The 18,759-nt window shown below is 40.3% G+C and carries 21 protein-coding genes and 3 tRNA genes; 8 read left to right on the top strand and 16 right to left on the bottom strand.

Features of this window, described 5'->3' with window-relative positions; genetic code table 11:
- Positions 1 to 8 precede the first annotated feature (8 nt).
- Positions 9 to 1,178, top strand: a complete 1,170-nt coding sequence (dapC, locus tag FTT70_RS02595; RefSeq protein ID WP_104851821.1) for a succinyldiaminopimelate transaminase — start codon at positions 9 to 11, stop codon at positions 1,176 to 1,178.
- Between the two features lie 73 nt (positions 1,179 to 1,251).
- Here the strand turns inward: dapC and FTT70_RS02590 are convergent, their stop codons facing one another.
- The gene (locus FTT70_RS02590; RefSeq protein ID WP_096902294.1) at positions 1,252 to 1,731 is read right to left on the bottom strand and encodes a glutathione peroxidase; all 480 of its coding nucleotides are present in this window, start codon (positions 1,729 to 1,731) and stop codon (positions 1,252 to 1,254) included.
- The gene (gene msrB, locus FTT70_RS02585; RefSeq protein ID WP_096902313.1) at positions 1,728 to 2,147 is read right to left on the bottom strand and encodes a peptide-methionine (R)-S-oxide reductase MsrB; all 420 of its coding nucleotides are present in this window, start codon (positions 2,145 to 2,147) and stop codon (positions 1,728 to 1,730) included. Before msrB ends, FTT70_RS02590 begins: the two co-directional genes overlap by 4 nt.
- A 153-nt stretch (positions 2,148 to 2,300) precedes the next feature.
- Between msrB and FTT70_RS02580 the strand changes: the two genes are divergently transcribed.
- Both FTT70_RS02580 and gloB read left to right on the top strand, forming a co-directional pair.
- A complete protein-coding gene (locus tag FTT70_RS02580) occupies positions 2,301 to 3,536 on the top strand; it encodes a pyridoxal phosphate-dependent aminotransferase (RefSeq protein WP_004971448.1) in 1,236 nt (411 codons plus the stop codon).
- Between the two features lie 208 nt (positions 3,537 to 3,744).
- Complete coding sequence (gene gloB, locus FTT70_RS02575) at positions 3,745 to 4,476, top strand: hydroxyacylglutathione hydrolase (RefSeq protein ID WP_180168239.1); 732 nt, start codon at positions 3,745 to 3,747, stop codon at positions 4,474 to 4,476.
- A gap of 41 nt (positions 4,477 to 4,517) precedes the next feature.
- On the opposite strand, the gene FTT70_RS02570 is transcribed toward gloB, so the two are convergent.
- On the bottom strand, positions 4,518 to 4,790 hold the full coding sequence (locus tag FTT70_RS02570; RefSeq protein ID WP_096902295.1) for a hypothetical protein: 273 nt from the start codon (positions 4,788 to 4,790) through the stop codon (positions 4,518 to 4,520).
- Between the two features lie 418 nt (positions 4,791 to 5,208).
- On the opposite strand from FTT70_RS02570, the gene FTT70_RS02565 reads away from it, so the two are divergent.
- Positions 5,209 to 5,412: a hypothetical protein gene (locus FTT70_RS02565; protein WP_004971452.1), complete on the top strand. Its 204-nt coding sequence runs from the start codon at positions 5,209 to 5,211 to the stop codon at positions 5,410 to 5,412.
- A gap of 244 nt (positions 5,413 to 5,656) precedes the next feature.
- Here the strand turns inward: FTT70_RS02565 and FTT70_RS02560 are convergent.
- From FTT70_RS02560 to FTT70_RS02540, 5 genes are all read right to left on the bottom strand, one after another.
- Positions 5,657 to 5,741 (bottom strand) — tRNA-Leu (locus tag FTT70_RS02560).
- A gap of 36 nt (positions 5,742 to 5,777) precedes the next feature.
- Positions 5,778 to 5,851, bottom strand: a tRNA-Trp gene (locus FTT70_RS02555).
- Between the two features lie 33 nt (positions 5,852 to 5,884).
- Positions 5,885 to 5,969: transfer RNA gene (locus FTT70_RS02550), tRNA-Leu, on the bottom strand.
- Positions 5,970 to 6,086: 117 nt separating this feature from the next.
- Positions 6,087 to 6,938 carry a protein kinase gene (locus tag FTT70_RS02545; RefSeq protein ID WP_180044094.1) on the bottom strand — a complete coding sequence of 284 codons (852 nt, stop codon included), beginning with the start codon at positions 6,936 to 6,938 and terminating at the stop codon, positions 6,087 to 6,089.
- Positions 6,928 to 8,457 (bottom strand): DUF3336 domain-containing protein, encoded by a 1,530-nt coding sequence (locus tag FTT70_RS02540; RefSeq protein ID WP_131261332.1) that lies wholly within the window; start codon positions 8,455 to 8,457, stop codon positions 6,928 to 6,930. The genes FTT70_RS02545 and FTT70_RS02540 overlap by 11 nt, the downstream gene beginning before the upstream one ends.
- A gap of 185 nt (positions 8,458 to 8,642) precedes the next feature.
- On the opposite strand from FTT70_RS02540, the gene FTT70_RS02535 reads away from it, so the two are divergent.
- Complete coding sequence (locus FTT70_RS02535) at positions 8,643 to 9,515, top strand: ATP-binding protein (RefSeq protein ID WP_096902520.1); 873 nt, start codon at positions 8,643 to 8,645, stop codon at positions 9,513 to 9,515.
- A gap of 76 nt (positions 9,516 to 9,591) precedes the next feature.
- Here FTT70_RS02535 and FTT70_RS02530 read toward each other — a convergent pair whose 3' ends face one another.
- On the bottom strand, positions 9,592 to 9,903 hold the full coding sequence (locus FTT70_RS02530) for a hypothetical protein (RefSeq protein ID WP_004971456.1): 312 nt from the start codon (positions 9,901 to 9,903) through the stop codon (positions 9,592 to 9,594).
- Between the two features lie 354 nt (positions 9,904 to 10,257).
- Here FTT70_RS02530 and FTT70_RS02525 point away from each other — a divergent pair, with 354 nt between their 5' ends.
- Complete coding sequence (locus tag FTT70_RS02525; protein WP_004971457.1) at positions 10,258 to 10,515, top strand: EexN family lipoprotein; 258 nt, start codon at positions 10,258 to 10,260, stop codon at positions 10,513 to 10,515.
- Between the two features lie 95 nt (positions 10,516 to 10,610).
- Here the strand turns inward: FTT70_RS02525 and tsaD are convergent, their stop codons facing one another.
- Positions 10,611 to 11,627, bottom strand: coding sequence for a tRNA (adenosine(37)-N6)-threonylcarbamoyltransferase complex transferase subunit TsaD (gene tsaD, locus FTT70_RS02520; RefSeq protein ID WP_004971458.1), 1,017 nt, complete (start codon positions 11,625 to 11,627; stop codon positions 10,611 to 10,613).
- A gap of 146 nt (positions 11,628 to 11,773) precedes the next feature.
- Here tsaD and rpsU point away from each other — a divergent pair, with 146 nt between their 5' ends.
- Both rpsU and FTT70_RS02510 read left to right on the top strand, forming a co-directional pair.
- A complete protein-coding gene (gene rpsU, locus FTT70_RS02515; protein WP_001136722.1) occupies positions 11,774 to 11,989 on the top strand; it encodes a 30S ribosomal protein S21 in 216 nt (71 codons plus the stop codon).
- A gap of 31 nt (positions 11,990 to 12,020) precedes the next feature.
- Positions 12,021 to 12,467 (top strand): GatB/YqeY domain-containing protein, encoded by a 447-nt coding sequence (locus FTT70_RS02510; protein ID WP_154321276.1) that lies wholly within the window; start codon positions 12,021 to 12,023, stop codon positions 12,465 to 12,467.
- Positions 12,468 to 12,620: 153 nt separating this feature from the next.
- Here FTT70_RS02510 and FTT70_RS02505 read toward each other — a convergent pair whose 3' ends face one another.
- From FTT70_RS02505 to FTT70_RS02480, 6 genes are all read right to left on the bottom strand, one after another.
- Positions 12,621 to 12,983 (bottom strand): hypothetical protein, encoded by a 363-nt coding sequence (locus tag FTT70_RS02505; RefSeq protein WP_004971462.1) that lies wholly within the window; start codon positions 12,981 to 12,983, stop codon positions 12,621 to 12,623.
- Positions 12,984 to 13,043: 60 nt separating this feature from the next.
- Positions 13,044 to 13,418: a GFA family protein gene (locus tag FTT70_RS02500; RefSeq protein WP_096902524.1), complete on the bottom strand. Its 375-nt coding sequence runs from the start codon at positions 13,416 to 13,418 to the stop codon at positions 13,044 to 13,046.
- A gap of 48 nt (positions 13,419 to 13,466) precedes the next feature.
- A complete protein-coding gene (locus FTT70_RS02495; protein ID WP_179989747.1) occupies positions 13,467 to 14,903 on the bottom strand; it encodes a M48 family metalloprotease in 1,437 nt (478 codons plus the stop codon).
- A gap of 105 nt (positions 14,904 to 15,008) precedes the next feature.
- Positions 15,009 to 15,983, bottom strand: a complete 975-nt coding sequence (locus FTT70_RS02490; RefSeq protein WP_180168238.1) for a D-glycerate dehydrogenase — start codon at positions 15,981 to 15,983, stop codon at positions 15,009 to 15,011.
- A 63-nt stretch (positions 15,984 to 16,046) separates the two neighbouring features.
- Entirely contained in the window at positions 16,047 to 16,697 is a 651-nt protein-coding gene (locus tag FTT70_RS02485; RefSeq protein WP_004971470.1) for a hypothetical protein, read from the bottom strand.
- Between the two features lie 170 nt (positions 16,698 to 16,867).
- Positions 16,868 to 18,757, bottom strand: a complete 1,890-nt coding sequence (locus FTT70_RS02480) for a M48 family metalloprotease (RefSeq protein ID WP_004971472.1) — start codon at positions 18,755 to 18,757, stop codon at positions 16,868 to 16,870.
- Positions 18,758 to 18,759 lie beyond the last annotated feature (2 nt).

Below are 18,759 nucleotides of genomic sequence, written 5' to 3'. Positions count from 1 at the left end.
GAACATCCATGAACTCAAGTTTGTCCTTATTACATCCTTACCCTTTTGAAAAGTTAAACAAACTATTTCAGGACGTACAACCTGCAAATTTGCCGTTAATTCCACTGTCTATTGGCGAACCTAAACATCCTGCACCTGAATTTGTCAAACAGGCCATTATTGATAATTTTCAGCATTTATCAACTTATCCGAACAGCAAAGGTCTGCCTGAATTACGTCACAGCATTGCCCATTGGCTGACACAACGCTTTCATTTAAAACAAGTTAACCCAGACACTCAAGTACTCCCCGTTTCAGGTACACGTGAAGCGATTTTTTCCTTTGTACAAGCCTTGATTCGACGTGAAGATGCGCCTTATGTAGTGATGCCCAATCCGTTTTATCAAATTTATGAAGGGGCAACTTTATTGGCAGGTGCTCAACCCTATTTCATCAATTGCACCGAAGACAATAATTACTTGGGTGATTTTGATGCTGTACCTGCAAAAGTCTGGGAAAAAACTGCTTTATTATTTGTCTGTACACCGGGAAATCCAACGGGTGCTGTCCTTTCAAAAGAACAATTTAAAAAGCTGATTGCCCTGTCAGATCAATATAATTTTGTCATTGCATCTGATGAATGTTATTCAGAATTATGGTTTGACCAAGCGCCTACAGGTTTACTGGAAGTCTGTGCCGAACTTGGACGCGATGACTACAAAAACTGCATCGTATTCCATTCTTTGTCTAAACGCTCAAACTTACCCGGCATGCGTTCAGGCTTTGTTGCGGGCGATGCCAACTTATTAAAACCTTATTTGCAATATCGTACCTATCATGGTGCGGCAATGCCTGTACAACATCAATTGGCATCTATTGCAGCTTGGGATGATGAACAGCACGTTGAAGATAATCGTCAACAATATCGCGCCAAGTTTGAATTATTCCAAACGGAACTTGGGCATTTACTGCCATTAAAAAAACCAGATGCAGGTTTTTATTACTGGCTCAAAGTCGACCATGATGAAAATTTTGCCAAAATATTGATGGAAAAAGCCCATATTAAAGTGCTGCCAGGTCGGTATTTATCTCGTGAAACCGCACAAGGTAACCCGGGTGAAAACCATGTTCGCTTAGCTTTGGTTGCAGATTTGGCGCAATGTGAACAAGTAATTCAACGTCTTAAAGCGATTTTATAAGTTAATGATTTCAATTAAATTTAAGGCGATCATCTGATCGCCTTAATTATCTTACTTGCACAAGCGCAAGCCTTTATCGTAAAGCCTTTTCAATTTCCGCCTGCAAATCTTCAGGTTTTGTGGTCGGAGCAAAACGGTTCAACACCTTGCCATCTTTGCCAATTAAAAACTTGGTGAAATTCCATTTAATTCCGTTGCCCAAAATACCTTTACTGTTATTGGTCAGGTAACGGAAAATCGCATGTGCTTCAGGACCTTTCACATCAATTTTGCTAAACATTGGAAAACTGACACCATAGTTTTTTTGGCAGAAGCTCCCAATTTGCTCATTGGAGCCTGGATCTTGCCCACCAAACTGATTGCACGGAAAGCCCAAAACTTCCAGACCTTGGTCTTTATATTGTTGGTATAACTTTTCCAAACCCGCAAATTGAGGCGTAAAACCACACTTGCTGGCTGTATTTACAATCAACAAAACCTTCCCTTCATAATCGCTAAAGGCTTTATTTTGTCCATCTAACAACTCAGCTTCAAACTGATAAATGTTGGTCATGGATAATTTCCCTCATCATTTTTTTCTTGTGTTTTGAGTTCTAAAGAAGCCGAATTGACACAATAGCGCAATCCTGTTGGCTGTGGACCATCATCAAAAACATGCCCTAAATGTGCGTCACAATGATGACAAACAATCTCAGTACGCTGCATGCCATGCGAACCATCCTGATGTTCTTCAATCACCCCAGGCTGGATTGGACGATAGAAACTTGGCCAACCGCTACCGCTGTCATATTTTGTTTCAGATGAGAATAGCGCTGTACCGCAACAACGACAGGTATAAATCCCCTCTTGTTTAGTATTCCAATATCTCCCCGTAAAAGCAGGCTCCGTGCCTTTTTGACGTGTAATCCGAAATTCCTCTGGTGATAACTCTCTTTGCCATTCTCGGTCTGTTTTATTGAGTTTTCCCATCACTAACTCCTTTAAATCTTTGACATTCAGTGTCATGCTTCAGTACTTCCATTTTTACGCTAGACCTTGCAAAATATCTAGCTAAATTTCAGCATAGATTGTGATATTTCAGTAATCTATAATTTATTTATCTTCTAATCATTGGATGGAACTATGTCCGTACTAGGTAACACGACTCCGCGCGAAATAAAAAAATCATCAAAACTTGAGCATGTATGCTACGACATTCGCGGACCTGTGTTACGAGCGGCCAATGAAATGGAAGAGGCCGGTCATAAAATTATTAAACTGAATATTGGCAACCCTGCCCCATTCGGTTTTGAAGCGCCACAGGAAATTATTAATGATGTCGCATTGAACTTGCCTAATGCGATTGGTTATACCGACTCCAAAGGGATTTTCCCTGCGCGTAAAGCGATTTGTCAGTACTATCAGCAAAAAGGCATTTTCGATATGCATGTCAATGATGTGTATATTGGCAACGGCGTGTCTGAACTGATTGTTATGGCGATGCAAGGCTTGTTAGACGATGGCGATGAAATGCTGGTACCAATGCCTGACTACCCGCTTTGGACTGCGGCAGTGAATTTATCGGGCGGTACTGCTATTCACTACAAATGTGATGAAGAAAACTTTTGGTATCCAGACATTGCCGATATGGAAAGCAAAATCACGCCAAATACGCGCGGTATTGTCATTATTAACCCGAATAACCCAACGGGTGCGGTTTATCCACGTCATGTGTTGGAACAAATTGTAGCATTGGCAAAAAAATATGACTTAATTTTATTTGCCGATGAGATTTACGACAAAATTATTTATGACGGCATTGAGCATGTTGCGGTTGCAGCTTTAGCGGGTGATCAACTCTGTATCTCATTTAATGGCTTGTCTAAATCGTATCGCATTGCGGGCTTCCGTTCAGGCTGGATGGCGATTACAGGCGATAAATCACGCGCTGCAGACTACATTGAAGGTTTAGACATGTTGGCGTCTATGCGCTTGTGTGCCAACCATCAGGCGCAGTACGCGATTCAAACAGCATTGGGTGGTTATCAGTCTATCAATGACTTGATTCGTCCGGGTGGTCGTTTATACGAACAACGTAACATTGCATGGGAAATGCTGAACGACATTCCTGGCGTGTCTTGTGTCAAACCTGAGGGTGCAATGTATTGCTTCCCGAAACTTGATCCAAACGTCTATCCAATTGAAGATGACGAAAAGTTAATGCTCGATTTACTCAAAGCAGAAAAAGTTTTATTGGTTCAAGGTACAGGTTTTAACTGGCCAACGCCTGATCATTTCCGCGTAGTGTTCTTGCCTGCAGAAAATGAATTACGTGAAGCAATGACACGTTTAGGTCGTTTCTTGGCAAAAATCCGCTAAGATCAAACCGAATCTCTCTTTTAAAATGCCGTGTTAATTACGGCATTTTTTATGGATTTTAATTTATTTCTATTTTATCTTTACATCTCTGGTCCATCATCAAGCAGTAACACAGCAAAGCGATAACCTGACACTTGGGGATACACTTTTACACGCCCGCAAAAGCATGCTGTAATAGCCACAAGCGATTAAGTTTCAGGAATTGAGCATGCACTACCAAGTCCATCTTATTGATGCGCAAAAACCATCACAAAACTATATTTGGTTGCTTGAACATTGTGCCAGCAAACAAGTGGTGGTGGTTGACCCTACCGATGCCAAACCTGTTGAAGATTTTTGCCAAAATCATGGTTTAGAGATCGCGCAAATTTGGTTGACGCATTGGCATCAAGATCATATTGGCGGTGTGCCTGAACTCATTGCAGAACGTAATTTACCTGTTTATGGGCCACGTGAAGAATTGAGCAAAATTCCGTTTATCACGCATCCTTTACAAAACCAAGACCATATCAATTTTCATGATTTACAGGTCGATGTTATTGCCGTTCCGGGACATACCTTGGGGCATATTGTGTATTTTATAGATGCGTTGGATGTATTGTTCTGTGGCGACACTTTATTTGCGATGGGCTGTGGGCGTGTTTTTGAAGGTACATATTTGCAAATGTATCAATCTTTAAACCGCTTGGCAGCGCTGCCTCCGCGTACCCGAGTATATTGCACCCATGAATATACATTGGCGAATGCACAATTTGCACTGCATGTAGAACCCGACAATGCTGCCATTCAAGAGCGTTATCAACAAATTGAAAGTTTACGCATGCTTAATCAACCCACTTTGCCAAGCAGCATCGAACTAGAACTAGAAACCAATCCATTTTTAAGAGCCGAAAGTGTCGAAGAATTTCAGAAATTACGTGAACTCAAAGACAACTTTTAAATTGATGCTTTGATCATAAAGCATCTGATATTTCTCTCGGATTATAAAATCTGATTACTGGCAGCAAACTCATCTAATTGAGTTTGCGTCACCACACGCACAGCATTCATTTCATCGACCCGCACCAACAGCAAATTGGACAATGCAGGCTGATAACGGCGTGCGCTGCCAAAAGGCGTATAATCCACTTTGGATTGTGAGGAAAACAGTAACCAATCTTCATGCCCGAGCATCACAGCAACAGGCTCTAGTCCTTGATTTTGCATCTGCTTCACCATGCACTCCACCTGCTGTTGAATTGTTTGTGCGGTCATGTCTATTTCCCAAATCTTCAAACTCAACCATAGTATAAGCTAATGTCTATTAGGTACCGACATGCTCCATACTAATATCCATTGCATTAAATTAAAGCTTGGCATAAAAAATGGATAATCTTTATGTGTTAATGCTGAAAATAAATACAGCCTAAAATTAAAAATCATTAACAAAATATTTCTAAGTCATCTTTTGGCAATACATTTAAGAACTTAAAATTAATTATGCTACCTCAATTAAAACAATAAATATCAATAACTTAATATTCAATAATTCTTTTAAAATATTCTATTTGCTGAAAAGGACTTTAGATTTCTAAAAATCAGTGAAAAAAATGTCAAAGAAATACATTTCTGCCCTTTAAAAATTCAAGAAATATCCCTATTAATAATTAAATAAATGGATAGGAGTTCTCTCGTGAAAAAAGTTGTTAAAGCAAAAAATTTAATTGCGTTTCGTATTTGGTTAGAAAAATTAGGTTATTCAGTCAAAAATTTGGCGGATGGTCACGGTTTCACATTTAGCTTTCAAAAAGAATATGGTTTGGTCACTTGCGAGCTTTCTGGTAATGCTTTAGCAATGAAATTAGGCGAGGAATTTGAAGACCATTTAAAAGCATAAGTACTTATACAATATAGATAAGTATGCGATAACGGTTGAACTTGATAGGATGCAAAAATAAAAATTCAAATCGTATTTCATCAACACTTAAAGATGATCTTGCCCATAACCTGTTTATGGGCTTTTTTTTATACTGAACTTTAAATCTTAAAATACATCTAAGCCTTGTCAAAGAGATGCAATGATTTAAAGCTAAAATAACAGGCAATAAAAAAGCAAGGTCATTGCCTTGCTCTTTAATGTATGGTGGGGACGGAGAGACTCGAACTCTCACACCTCGCGGCGCTGGAACCTAAATCCAGTGCGTCTACCAATTTCGCCACGTCCCCAACATCGGGTACCAACTGAGTTGTTGGATTTTAATTTGGCAGAGGATCAAGGATTCGAACCTTGACGAACGGTTTTGGAGACCGTCATGCTACCATTACACCAATCCTCTGTAACTTAAAATCAAGCTGACTTGATATTTAAGTGGTGGGGACGGAGAGACTCGAACTCTCACACCTCGCGGCGCTGGAACCTAAATCCAGTGCGTCTACCAATTTCGCCACGTCCCCGATGGCTGTGTATATTATAGAGATCACTTCCTGATGACAAGCCTTTTTTATAAAAAAGCACAATGACTGTTTAAATAAAAAACAAAAAACTATTTTTTGATTTTTTCTTAAGCATATTCAGCCACTAAGCCATAATTTCAACTCTGCAATACTCGTTGCACGCTGCGAATAGGACTTTGCCAACATGTGATTCAGCAGTGGTAAAAATGCTTGTAGATGCGTAGAAAGTTGGATATGCAATCTTTGACAATGTAAATACGCCCAATCGTGGTAACTATTTGCCTGCAAGCGTTGTTGCGTTAACCATTCATAAAAAATAATGCCTAAAGCATAAATATCACTTTGTGCAGTTTTGAGCTGTCCGTGAAATAATTCTGGTGCCATATAACGTGGCGTTGCAGTCATCCCCTGACATTGAATATCTGCAATTTGCTGTACTTGCTCAAAATCTAACAGTTTGATTTGCCCATCCAACTGCACAATATGTTCAGCTTTTAAGTCAGCATGAATCCAACCTAATTGATGTAATGCTTCCACTGCTTCAAAGACACGCAAAAATATGTGTTTAATCGCTTCTGTATATTCAGGTAAATTACCCATCACAAAAACAGCTTGCGCTTCAGGTAAAATTAAAGCACGTGAATAGACCTGTGAATAATGCGATGAAATGTCATGTGAATTACCCTGCGACTGAATATGAATGGGTGCAGCATCCATCAATTCACATGGCAATAAAAAAGATAAATATGATGATTGCGCGTACTGTTTATAAAAGTCCCATTCTTGTGCAAAACCCTGCTCTACTGTCGCATGAACACCTTGTTGTTGGGCTTTCAGCCAATAAAACTGCCCTTGATGTTCAAAACGATAGATATGCCGACCATATTGCAAACTTTGCGCTTTACTGCGCAGCTCGAACTGCGCAGTATCTAACTGTTGAACATCCAAATTTAAAACATTAAACAACACTTGCGCCAGTGCGCATTTCTGCTGCGACTTCGGTGGATACCTCTATTTGTGGTACATTTAATAACTCTAAGCAATGTTGCAAAGTTTTACCGACACGTGCATGCGTTTCAATTGATGAAATTTTCGGCCAAGTCGCACGCTCGCCTTCACGCTGTAAAATTTTAAATAAATGTGGTTTCGGGTTTTGCAACATATAGCTGTAATGACGCAGGTTATAGCTTCCTACAATATTCACATCACCATAATAGCGTTGATCGACAATGCCATAGCCATGATCTAGCAAACGACGCACTGGCGGTACAGCTCCTGCGCGCTCACGTACAAAATCCATTACCCCACGACTAATGACTTTGCCCTGACGACGAATAATCCGTTCTGGCCAACTCAGCATATCTTTACGATAACGCTTAATATCATCCTGCATAAAAGGCACTACATGCGGATTGACCTGACTGGCGATGGTGTAGTTAATATTATACAAACGTGCCATTTTTTCCTGTGGGAAATCGCTACGCACACTGCCATCCACCCAACGGGTTTTACCCATATATGGAGTGTGTTCGCCATCATAACGCTTGTTGGTTAAACGTACTGGTGGAAATAAAATTGGCACAGCACACGAGGCCAACACCGCACTCCAAACCAACAAATCTGGCGCAGTGAAGCTGTTCATAATGCGTGAGTCTTGCGATGCATCATAAGGCGCAACCGCCACATTAATATGCAAACCTGATTTTTGAAAAGCTTCTTCAAACGTGGTATCGCCCAAGTTTTTGATCAGGAATTTTTTTAAATAATGCACATCGGCAATTCCACCATTGCCTTTAAGAATTTCGCGCATTTGTCTAAACTGAAATGCTTCGTGGAAAAATGACTCACCACCCAAAATATGCTGTACTTCTTCAGGTTTTGCGATGCCTAGCATTGCAGTCATTATTGCACCCGCGCTCGAACCCGACAGCACTTTAGGCATTAAATCCTGTTCAAGTAAGGCCTTACAAACACCAGTATGAAACAAACCTAGCGTTGCCCCACCAGAGAACATCAAGGCAGGTTGTCCGTATGCAGTTTGGCATTGCTGAAAAAACTCTATTTTTTCTACTTTGGTTAAAGCCTGACATTCATCTGAAGCGACAAAAGCCAAACTTTTACTGACTTCATCCACATAATCTTCAATAATTTTTTTAGTACCCACATAGGTTGCAGTAAACAACATCGGATGGGCAATATTGGCGATGTCAAAAGTTAAACCTTCACGCAAAATATAAATTAAATCGTGACTGCGTTCGGTGGTGCGATAACGGCGTAATAAATTTAAACGATGCGAGATAATTTCCGCATCAAAATATGGCGAACTGTTGTCATATTTCCATTCTTGCGCACCAGTTTCTTCATCTATACGAATGGCAATACTTTTCCATTCTTCATACGATTCGGCATTTTGAATTTGGCGCTTGAGTTTTTTTATGCGATAGGCTTGATGCGGATTAACATCTTCGGTGAAATCTTTAAATAACATAGCATTCCTCAATCCGTTGGTTTATTCGCAGCACTACGCTTGCCTATGCCTACTATACACAACAATATCTAAAAAATTGTAATACGCGTCAATGACTCGATTCACACTTTGATTGTCAAATCTAGGTCAATTGCGCTAGTCTTAAAGTGTAGCAATCTGATCTGCATTTTTTAAGCTGAATTATCATGGCAAACCTAGATTTACCCGACAACATCTTATTATCACTTTCTCATGTACTCCAACAACTACAGCAAAGTTTACCTGCTTTAAAACAAGAAACCGACTTTTCCGCCATCGCATTCAAATGGCAAGATCGACAATTGATAGCGATTCAACAACCAAGAAAAATTGATTTAGATGATTTAAAAGGCATCGAAAAGCAAAAAGAAAAAGTCATTCAAAACACCTTGCAGTTTTTAAATGGCTTACCTGCCAATGATGTGTTACTTACAGGCTCACGCGGTACGGGAAAATCATCTATTGTACGTGCCCTATTGACCGAGTATGCCAATCAAGGATTACGTTTAATTGAAATTGAACGCGATGATTTGTCTGAATTGCCAGAAATTCAAAAAATCATTCAGCATCGTCCTGAAAAATTTATTGTCTACTGTGATGATTTAGCTTTTAACGCAGAAGATGAAAATTATCGTAGTTTAAAAAGTGTTTTAGATGGTTCATTACAATCAGGTTCCAGTAATTTTATTATTTATGCAACCAGTAACAGACGTCATCTATTACCTGAATTTATGCATGAAAATACACCTGTCACTCGTGTAGATGTACCGCAATATACTGAGTTGCATCCTCAAGAAGCAATTGAAGAGAAAATTTCACTGTCTGATCGCTTTGGTCTATGGCTGTCGTTTTATCCAATGGATCAAAATCTATATTTAGAAATTGTGGAGCATTATTTACACAAAGCCGAAATGCCAATGACTGCCGAAGTACGTGCAGAAGCATTAAGATGGTGTCAGGCACGTGGACAGCGTTCAGGGCGTGCTGCCTATCAATTTTCTAAACACTGGATTGGCTCGCAGCAACTTAAAGCACTTTAAATATTTTAATGGGTTGTTTGCATATAGAAGATAGTCAGCAACCCACTCTATTTAAACGCGCTAAATGACTGAGCGACTACTGACCTTGTTCTGCAGCAATCCGTGCCAATGTGTCTTTATAAAATTCTTCGCCATGCGCCTGCATTTCTGCCACAGTCGGCTCTCCTACATATACTTCTTGCGGTGCTGTCGCTTCAGGTGTGATAGCCGAAGGATGAGTTGCTGCAGTAGTCAAACGAGTCGGTACTTCGACCTGTTGGGCTGTCACTGAACTCGGCTGATTTTCTGTACTATTTATATTTTGCTGTATTGACTCAGCGCCCTCGCAAGCGGTCAATACCATCATCCCCATCACACAAATAATGCAAAATGTATTTTTAAATCGCATGTTTATCTCAATTAGTTTTATATTAAATATCTACCAAAAATCATAGTTTAAAGTTGAAAACACAACAATTGGACAGGATTCACAGATTTAAATACTGCTGTCAGCTACTTTATGGATTTCTATAAATTGTAGGATGAGTGCACAAAAAAAATAAAGCAGTTCTATTTGAAACCAATACGTGAAATAAAGTTTGGGATAGAATATGACTATAAAACTTCAAAAAAATTAAAAATATTTATATTGCAATTATTTAATTTTACTTAATAAGATCAACTTTAGTCCATTGTATTATTTTATGAACCCATTATTCGCTTAAGATGCAATCTCTTTAAAACAAACAACGGTTAAAAAATAATGTTTAAATTTAAAAATTTGTTAATTACAGTAAGTTTAATTACAACGCTTACAGCATGTACACAAGTGAAAACGCAAGAGTATTATGCCGAGAACTTAGATGAAGCTAAAAAAGTTTTGCAGAAGTGCGAAGAAATGGCCAATCAAGGTAAATCACTAGAAGGTAAAAAATTAGAAAACTGTACAAATGCAGGGAATGCTGTGATGCAAGGCATGATGAAAGATCTTACCAAAGGTTTAATGGACGCAGTTCGCTAAGTCTTAAGTATTCGTTTCTAATATTAATGTAAAAATTTAGCATATAAAGTCAGAGGCAGATTATTGCCTCTGATTGATTTTATGCTACGAACAACTTAACCCGCAGTTGGATTGGTAAGCTCCGTCATCGGCCAACGTGGTGTAGTCGTAACCGATAAACCATCTTGCTGCCCTGCTTTTAAACGCTGATAGCCCGCAAAAGCAATCATTGCACCATTGTCGGTGCACAATGCAGGTTCTGCATAATAAACCGTTGCACGAATTTTAGCTAAATCTGCTTCTAAACGCTCACGTAACCGAGTATTTGCACTCACCCCACCCGCGATCACCAAGCGTTTTAAACCTGTTTGTTTTAAAGCTTTTACCGATTTTTTCACCAAAGTATCAACAATCGCTTCTTGGAAACTTGCCGCAATATCGGCATCACGGTTTTCATCACCTAACTTTTTCATTTGTACTGAAACCGCAGTTTTTAAACCGCTAAATGAAAATTCTAAGCCTTGGTGCAACATTGGACGTGGAAATTCAAAAGCTTTGGCATCGCCTTGTTCAGCTAGTTTGGCGATATTTGGCCCACCTGGATACGGTAAACCCATCATTTTGGCAACTTTGTCAAAAGCCTCGCCTGCAGCATCATCAATCGACTCGCCTAACAATTCATATTGGCCAATGCCATAAGCTGCCATGAGCTGTGTATGTCCACCCGAAACCAATAAAGCGACAAACGGAAATTCTGGCGGTGTCGCAGACAATAATGGTGCAAGCATGTGCCCTTCCATGTGATGCACCCCAATTGCAGGTTTATTTAAGGCAAAAGCTAAAGTTCGTCCAAATAATGCGCCTGTCATGAGTGCGCCCATTAGCCCCGGCCCACGGGTATAAGCCACTGCATCAATTTCAGATTTTTTGACTTGGCTCTGCTCAAGCAATTGATTGATTAAAGGAATAAGTTTGCGCACATGGTCACGTGAAGCCAGTTCGGGTACCACACCACCATACTCTGCATGCAATTTAATTTGGCTATACAGTACTTGCCCGCGCAAACCTAACTCGCTGTCATACAGTGCAAGTCCTGTTTCATCACAAGATGTTTCTAAGCCTAAAACGATCATTAAATTGCCTATAACCTGTATCAATTCTATTGCGAAACCTATTATAGACTTGTGATATGAGATGTAAATGAGTAAAATACTGACCTTCACTTGTGATCGTGGGCAATTTCGCCCAGATCTTATCCATAACTTAATGAGGATTCTTCATGCCACAAGTTAAATTGAAAGAAGGCGAACCAGTAGACGTAGCTATCCGTCGTTTCAAACGTTCTTGCGAAAAAGCAGGTGTTTTAGCTGACGTACGTAAGCGTGAATTCTACGAAAAACCAACTCAAGAACGTAAGCGCAAAAAAGCTGCTGCTGTTAAACGCTACCAAAAGAAATTGGCGCGTGAATCAGTACGTACTACTCGCCTTTACTAATTAATTTGTGATTGCCTGTCTGGATTAAATGATGACGACTTTGAAAAACCAAATTACTGACGTTTTGAAAGCGACAATGCGCGCCAAAGAAATGCATAAGTTAACGGTAATTCGTAGTCTACAGGCGGCAATTAAGCAAATCGAAGTCGATGAGCGCAAAGAGCTTGACGATGCTCAGGTTCTTGCGGTCATTGAAAAGCAAATTAAACAACGTAAAGAATCGGTTAAAGCCTTTGAAGGCGCTGGCCGAGAAGATTTAGCTAGTAAGGAACAAGCCGAAATTGAGGTGTTATCTCAGTTTCTACCAGAAGCTATGACTGAGGAAGAACTTGATTCCATGATTGCGCAAACCATTGAAGCGCAACAAGCTACTAGCATGAAAGATATGGGTAAGGTGATGAACTCTCTGCGTCCGCTCATAGCCGGGCGCGCCGATCCTGCTCAAGTATCTGCCAAAATTAAAGCCAAATTAAGCTAATTAGCTCACCCCAAATTTGTGCTTCTCCGAACACTGATTTAAATGTCAGATTAAGCCCGCTTTAATCTTTCTATCTAATGCTATTAAGTAAAATGCTAAACCTAGGATGAGATAGATTATCTATTCACCCTTAGACACTTGTGCTTTAACTTTTTACTTTAAATCGCAGTTCACTTGATATTTTTTCAGTAATTGCATTTCTTTAGATGTGCTGACCTGCTGAATCACGTCCTGTTTATTAATATTCTGATAACGACGATCCAAATAGGCACGGTTTTCATCTGCTGCCTGATATAAACGATCAACATAACGACTAACAATGCCGCAAAACTGCTGCTGTTGCTGCGGATTAAAACCCTGCTGTTGTGGGTTTAAGCCTCGTAAAAACTGTCGGGTATCTTGTTTATATTGCGCATTAATTTCTTCAACAGCCAACACATACTGCTCTGCACTCGCAGCATAGACATTTTGCAAGGTCATCCCCAAAGTAAGGCATAAATAAATATATTTTTTCATTTTCAAGTCAGGGTCGTTTCAACTCAAGTTCTATTTTAGCATTGTATATTCGGTGAATAACTATTCACACGACTCAATTGCCAAAAAGTTGGGTTTGTATTGCGCAAATGCTTGCTCACATGGTTCGGGAACTTTGCCTTGAGTCACTGTCCCTAAGCGTAAGCGAATAATATCGGGTAAATCTAGCCGATAAGAATAAATCGGGCTGCCACACTCCTGACAAAATACCCGTGCTTTATTGGGACTATGAAAATATTCTTTTAGATATTTTAAGCCACGCACCACTTCAAAATGTTCGCGTGCCACTGGACTATTCCATCCCATAATACCGCCTTGCGCACGACGGCAATGCTGGCAAAAACATAATATTGTTTTTTCAATTTCGGCATGGTAACGGTAATACACCGCACCACATAAACATTGTCCCTCAATCATTCTTAAACTCCCTTTCTTTATTGTTATGCCACCGTATGTACGCCCGACTTATATTTTTAACTGTCGTTCTCTTTGCATTTCAGTCACACGGTTTTTTATATTTGCCGACATCGCCTGATTGTCTTTGGCTAAACGCTGCGCGTGCAGTAATGATTTAATTGCCTCTTCTTCCCAACCTGACCAATACTGTACTTCTGCACGATACCGTAACACATTTACCGTGCGTAATGCAGAGCTTCGGTCTACATTTGCCGCTTGCTGCATTAAATTCCATGCCGATAAATCACGTGGATTTTTTTGCAAGAAATCCTTCAAAATACTTTCTGCTTGCGTAGTTTGATTTTGACGAATCAAAACCTCGGCCCATTTATAATTCAGCGCACGATTTTCAGGCATAATTCGCGCAGGTGAACCAATTGTTTTGAGCGCTAAATCAATTTTATTTTGCCCTAAATAAATGTCAGTTTGAATAAGTGTCAATAAATTATGTAAACGATTGTGACTTTTGGCCTGATCTATACTTTGTTGCGCCAAAACAAAATCGCCTTGCTGGCTATAAAAATAAGCCAAAGCCAAATTCGCCGCAAAATGGTTACGGGTTGCAAATGCTTTAAGCTGCTGTTCTGTCGCCTGCTGCGAAACCACCAAACTATATAACTTTAAAATCTCAAAGTCTTCATCACGCAGCGAGGTTGGCACTGGTGGCAATTGATTGGCACGTAAACGCGCCTCACTCATCCGCTCTGTGGTTAAGGGATGGGTAAACCAAAAGTCAGGTAAGAAGCTCACTCGACTCGTAGTACGGTGCATCACCTCAAAAAAGTCTGCCATGCTTTGTGGGTTATAGCCTGCGCTATACATATATTGCATGCCAATACGGTCTGCTTCACGTTCCTGATTACGGCTATAAGTCAATTGCTGATCCATTAAAGCGGCTTGAGAACCCATCATCACCGCTGCGCCTGCATCACCATCGGCTTGTGAGGCAACCAATGCACCAACCACAACCCCAGCCAGTGCCAACAAACCCTGTCCTTTAAATGCCTCTTGGGATCGGCTGTAATGACGTTGCGACACATGGGCAATTTCATGCGCCATCACACCCGCAACTTCATCCATATTGCGGGCAGAATTAATGAGACCTGTGTTTAGCGCAAATAAACCGCCTGGCACAGCAAAAGCATTAATTTGTGGATCATTGATAATGAGTAGCCCAATGGGTTGCCCCAACTGAGTTTGGCTGAGTAGATGCGAAAATGTATTGATTAATTGATCTTCCAACCACGGGTTTTGCGTGACAGGCATTTTACGCTGCACTTCCCGATAGACTTTTTCACCAATACTGCGTTCTTTTTGCTGATCAATTAATCCCACACCACTACCTATTTCAGGCACATTAAATTGTGGTGTGGTGGTTAAATTGGCACTTTGGGTTGTCGCAATACTGGCAAAACTCAAACCGCAAATCAGTAATAGACGTTTCAATGGATGATCTCAAATACATATCTTGCATAATGATTCACTATAACATTGAAAAATGAACGCATTTGCAATGATGTGTTATCAATTTTTACCAAATCATCTTTAACTTTAAAGCGTATAGCATGCAGGATTGACCACATATTGCGGACAACGCCCTTCCAACGCATCAACCAAATTTTTATAGGCCAAATTTGCCATTTTTTTTCGAGTTGCTGCGGTTGCCGAACCAATATGTGGCAAAGTCACGACATTATCTAACTCAAATAATGGCGATTCTTGCAGTGGTTCTTTGTCATAGACATCCAAAGCCGCGGCAAAAATTTTGCCTGCTTCTAAAGTCTGAATAAGTGCCTGCTCATCAATGACTGAACCACGCGAAATATTGACCAAAATTGCATGTGACTGCATTAAATCAAGTTCACGCTGACCAATTAAGGCTTTAGAGTCTGCATTTAAATCGACTGCCAGCACCACAAAATCAGACTGTTGCAGCAATTCATCCAGACTTAAATATTCCGCATTGAATGCCTGCGCCACTTCCATTTTTTCACGACGATTGTGGTACACCACATTCATATTAAAACCATGAAATGCACGCCGTGCGATAGCCGCACCAATATGCCCCAAACCTACAATACCAATGGTTTTACCATAAATATCCTGTCCAAACTGTGCTGCACCCACGGTACGTTTCCATTGCCCTTGTTTAGTCCACCGATCTAAATATGGCACTTGTCGTGCTGCACTCATCAATAAAGTAAAGGCTAAATCTGCTGTGGTTTCAGTCAAGACATGCGGTGTATGGCAAAGACTAATCTTTTGTTGGGTTAAATAATCTACATCATAGTTGTCGTAACCGACACTTACACTCGAAATCACTTTGAGTTTAGTCGCAGTATGCAAGTTGCTTTGATTAAGCAAGCGCCCTGCACCAATCATGCCATCCGCATCTTGCACATGCTCAAGCAACTGTTGATTCACGTCACCCAACTTCGGGCTGACCTGCACCACCTGATAATCTTGCTCTAGCTTACTTAAAATTTCTGCATCAATTTGACTAAACACTACCACTTTTTTACGCATGATTATCCCTGTTTCGTATCTACAATTGCTTGTATATGTAGAGTTTTAAATATCTGAATTGACTTAGGCTTTAGGCTGTAACGATGTGATTTGTATCGCATCCCACAGACTTTTTTTCAACAGCGGTTGATCTAACATCTCTTGCAAGCTGGCTAAATGCAAACATTGTTCAGATTTAAAATGTGGTAATTGACCTAAAATCAGCATGTTTTTATCTGTGCTCAAGACATCAACAAAACCTTGCACATAATTTTCTACCCCGATGCCGTCTTGTAATACTTCTAAAGCAAAAGGCCATTGCAATACGTGATATTCGGCCTGTAGCGCATGTTGAATATTACGCCACAATTGTTGCTGTTCCTGACTCAAGGTAGTGCTTTCTACCAAAATGACACAATGTGGCAACTGCAAAGCTTCAATACTAAATGCTTCAATTTGCAGCATGACACGCGCTTCAGGAACAACTTCTGGCGCGGCCGCTTCAACTGTCGTATGTTGCGGAGATGGTTCTTGCTTAGGCTTTTCGTGAATAATCGGCTGTTGTTGTTTTAATTGTTGAGGTACTGCAGCAGGAACAATAATTTCGCTGTGTATTTCAGGTGCAGCTTGGTCGCGCCAAACCGATGATTGTGGCAAAGTTTGAGACACAGCCATTCTGGAAACCCAAATATCGATTCCCAAACTGGCTAAAATGTCACGCTGATGCCCCATCATGTTTATCATCACCCATCTAATTTTTCGCTGCACGTATTTATCACAGAACAACATGCAAGATAGCACCTATTCTACCTAGAAAGGCTGCACAATGCTGTGCTTTCTTTCACCCAATCTGACCTATTCGTATTTTTTCAAAATCTGCTTTAAACACACCTAGTCAATCAGTGTCACACAATCATCAAACTGTTTTGTTTTTGCATTTGCTCGACAATTTCTTCGGTTTTAAAACCTAAACGCCAATAGAGCAACTCCAAAACATCCAATTCATCTTGGGTGATAATACGGTCATTCCACAAACAAATTTCAGCAATGCCTAACACCATCAGACGATCACGCAGCAGCAAACCTGCCATATCATTTAAAATTTCTGATAAATCAATCGGTTCATCTGAAATTTCTTCATAATCAATCAATTCATCTGCAGTTAAAACACGTTCTAAAATACGTTCACGTACATCTAACTGATTAACACTATTAATTTGCTGCACATGCAATAAAGCATCGATTAAACGTACAATTTGCGGTTTAACTTCGTGTAACGCTGCAGGTGTATGTAAAGGCAGCAAGTTCAATTCAAACTTAATACGTTCAAGCAGCAAGGCATCCAACAAACCAATCTCGCCATCTTCCTGAATGATTTTTGCCAATTTGGTTAGAAACTGCCGTGCGATACTCAGCGGCATACCACCAATATTTTTACACGCTTCATGGAAAATCGAGATATGTACTCGCCCATCCAAATGTAATAAAGCATCTACAATTGCACGACTCACTTCTGCTTCAGCAGGAATAAATTCACGATATTGGCGAATCATCAAAATAGCGACAATCACCTCACGCGAACCCGTTGCCGTTTGTAAGGCACGCTGAATTAGCTCTGGACGCGGCATGTTATTGCGAATTTCAGGCTTGAGTGGCTTAATTGCATCATTAATTGCAAAGCTAATCGGCGACAAGCGCAGCAAAGGCAAAGGTTGCGGCGAGCTCCACGGCGCATAATATTCAGCATTCATTTCTTCTAACGAGCGAAATAGGCTAAACAAAGGCTGATTGCGTAAACGCTTCAAATTTTCGAGTTGTAAGTCTTGCACCAAGGTTGGATCAAGCTCAAAAATACGGGCTTCAATACTTGGATGAATATTCATCCAGCTTTGCGGACTGAGCGAGTTAGCAAAGCACATGTGGGAAATAGATTCTGAATATTCACTATGAATTTGCGACCCTGCATGATGCACATAAATTCGCAGCAAAGTTTGAATATTGGCATTATTTTGAATCAAACGTTTGGTTTTTAAATCATTTTTAAAGGTACGTCCGCTTAGACTAATATATTTAATTAAGCGGGTAATCAACACGCCCAAGCTACCAAACAACCAGATACCACCACCTACAGCAACAAAAAAAGTCGCTAACTTATGTGGCGGTGCATCACGATGTTGTCCAAAGCCAAGTTTGGCGATGCTACTGCCCCACTTACTAAACGTGGTTAGGCTACTGTAGAGGATTTTAAGCTTGGTATTATCAATGGTTTCACCACTTAAAATATGGTTAAACTCATGGCTGAGTAGTCCATAAAGCTCTTGCTCATCCAAGTTTTGCAAAGCACCCCAAGTCAAAATAATCACAATATCTTTATGACTAAAGCCTGCAGTGAGGGCATTTACCCCAATTTCATCGGGCAATACATATACAGTAGGCGCTGGGATTTGAAAGGTATCGGCCAATTGTTCGGTCAGTTTAAGTGCGGTACTTTCTTCTGGGGTACTTTCGAACTGGGTTAAACGACGCGCACCCAATTGTTTTGCCAAAGAATGACCACCTGAGCGAAAAACGTAAAATTCCAAAATGACGGATACTGTCATAATCAGCACCAAGACCGTAATCCAGTATGGGCTTAGACTGTGCCAATAGATGGATTGGCTTGAATCGACATAATAGACCAACAGACCCAAAACTGTGTTTAAGATAAACAGGGTCAAAGCGACTGCAACCAAACATAAAATTGCAGACCAAATCATATTTTTGTTTTTAATCAAGTAACTACTCACAGACCTCAATG

The sequence above is a fragment of the Acinetobacter sp. YH01003 genome, assembly GCF_013420525.1.
Taxonomy (GTDB): domain Bacteria; phylum Pseudomonadota; class Gammaproteobacteria; order Pseudomonadales; family Moraxellaceae; genus Acinetobacter; species Acinetobacter towneri.
Note: the sequence above shows the minus strand (reverse complement) of the source record. Positions and strands in the feature narration are given on the sequence as shown.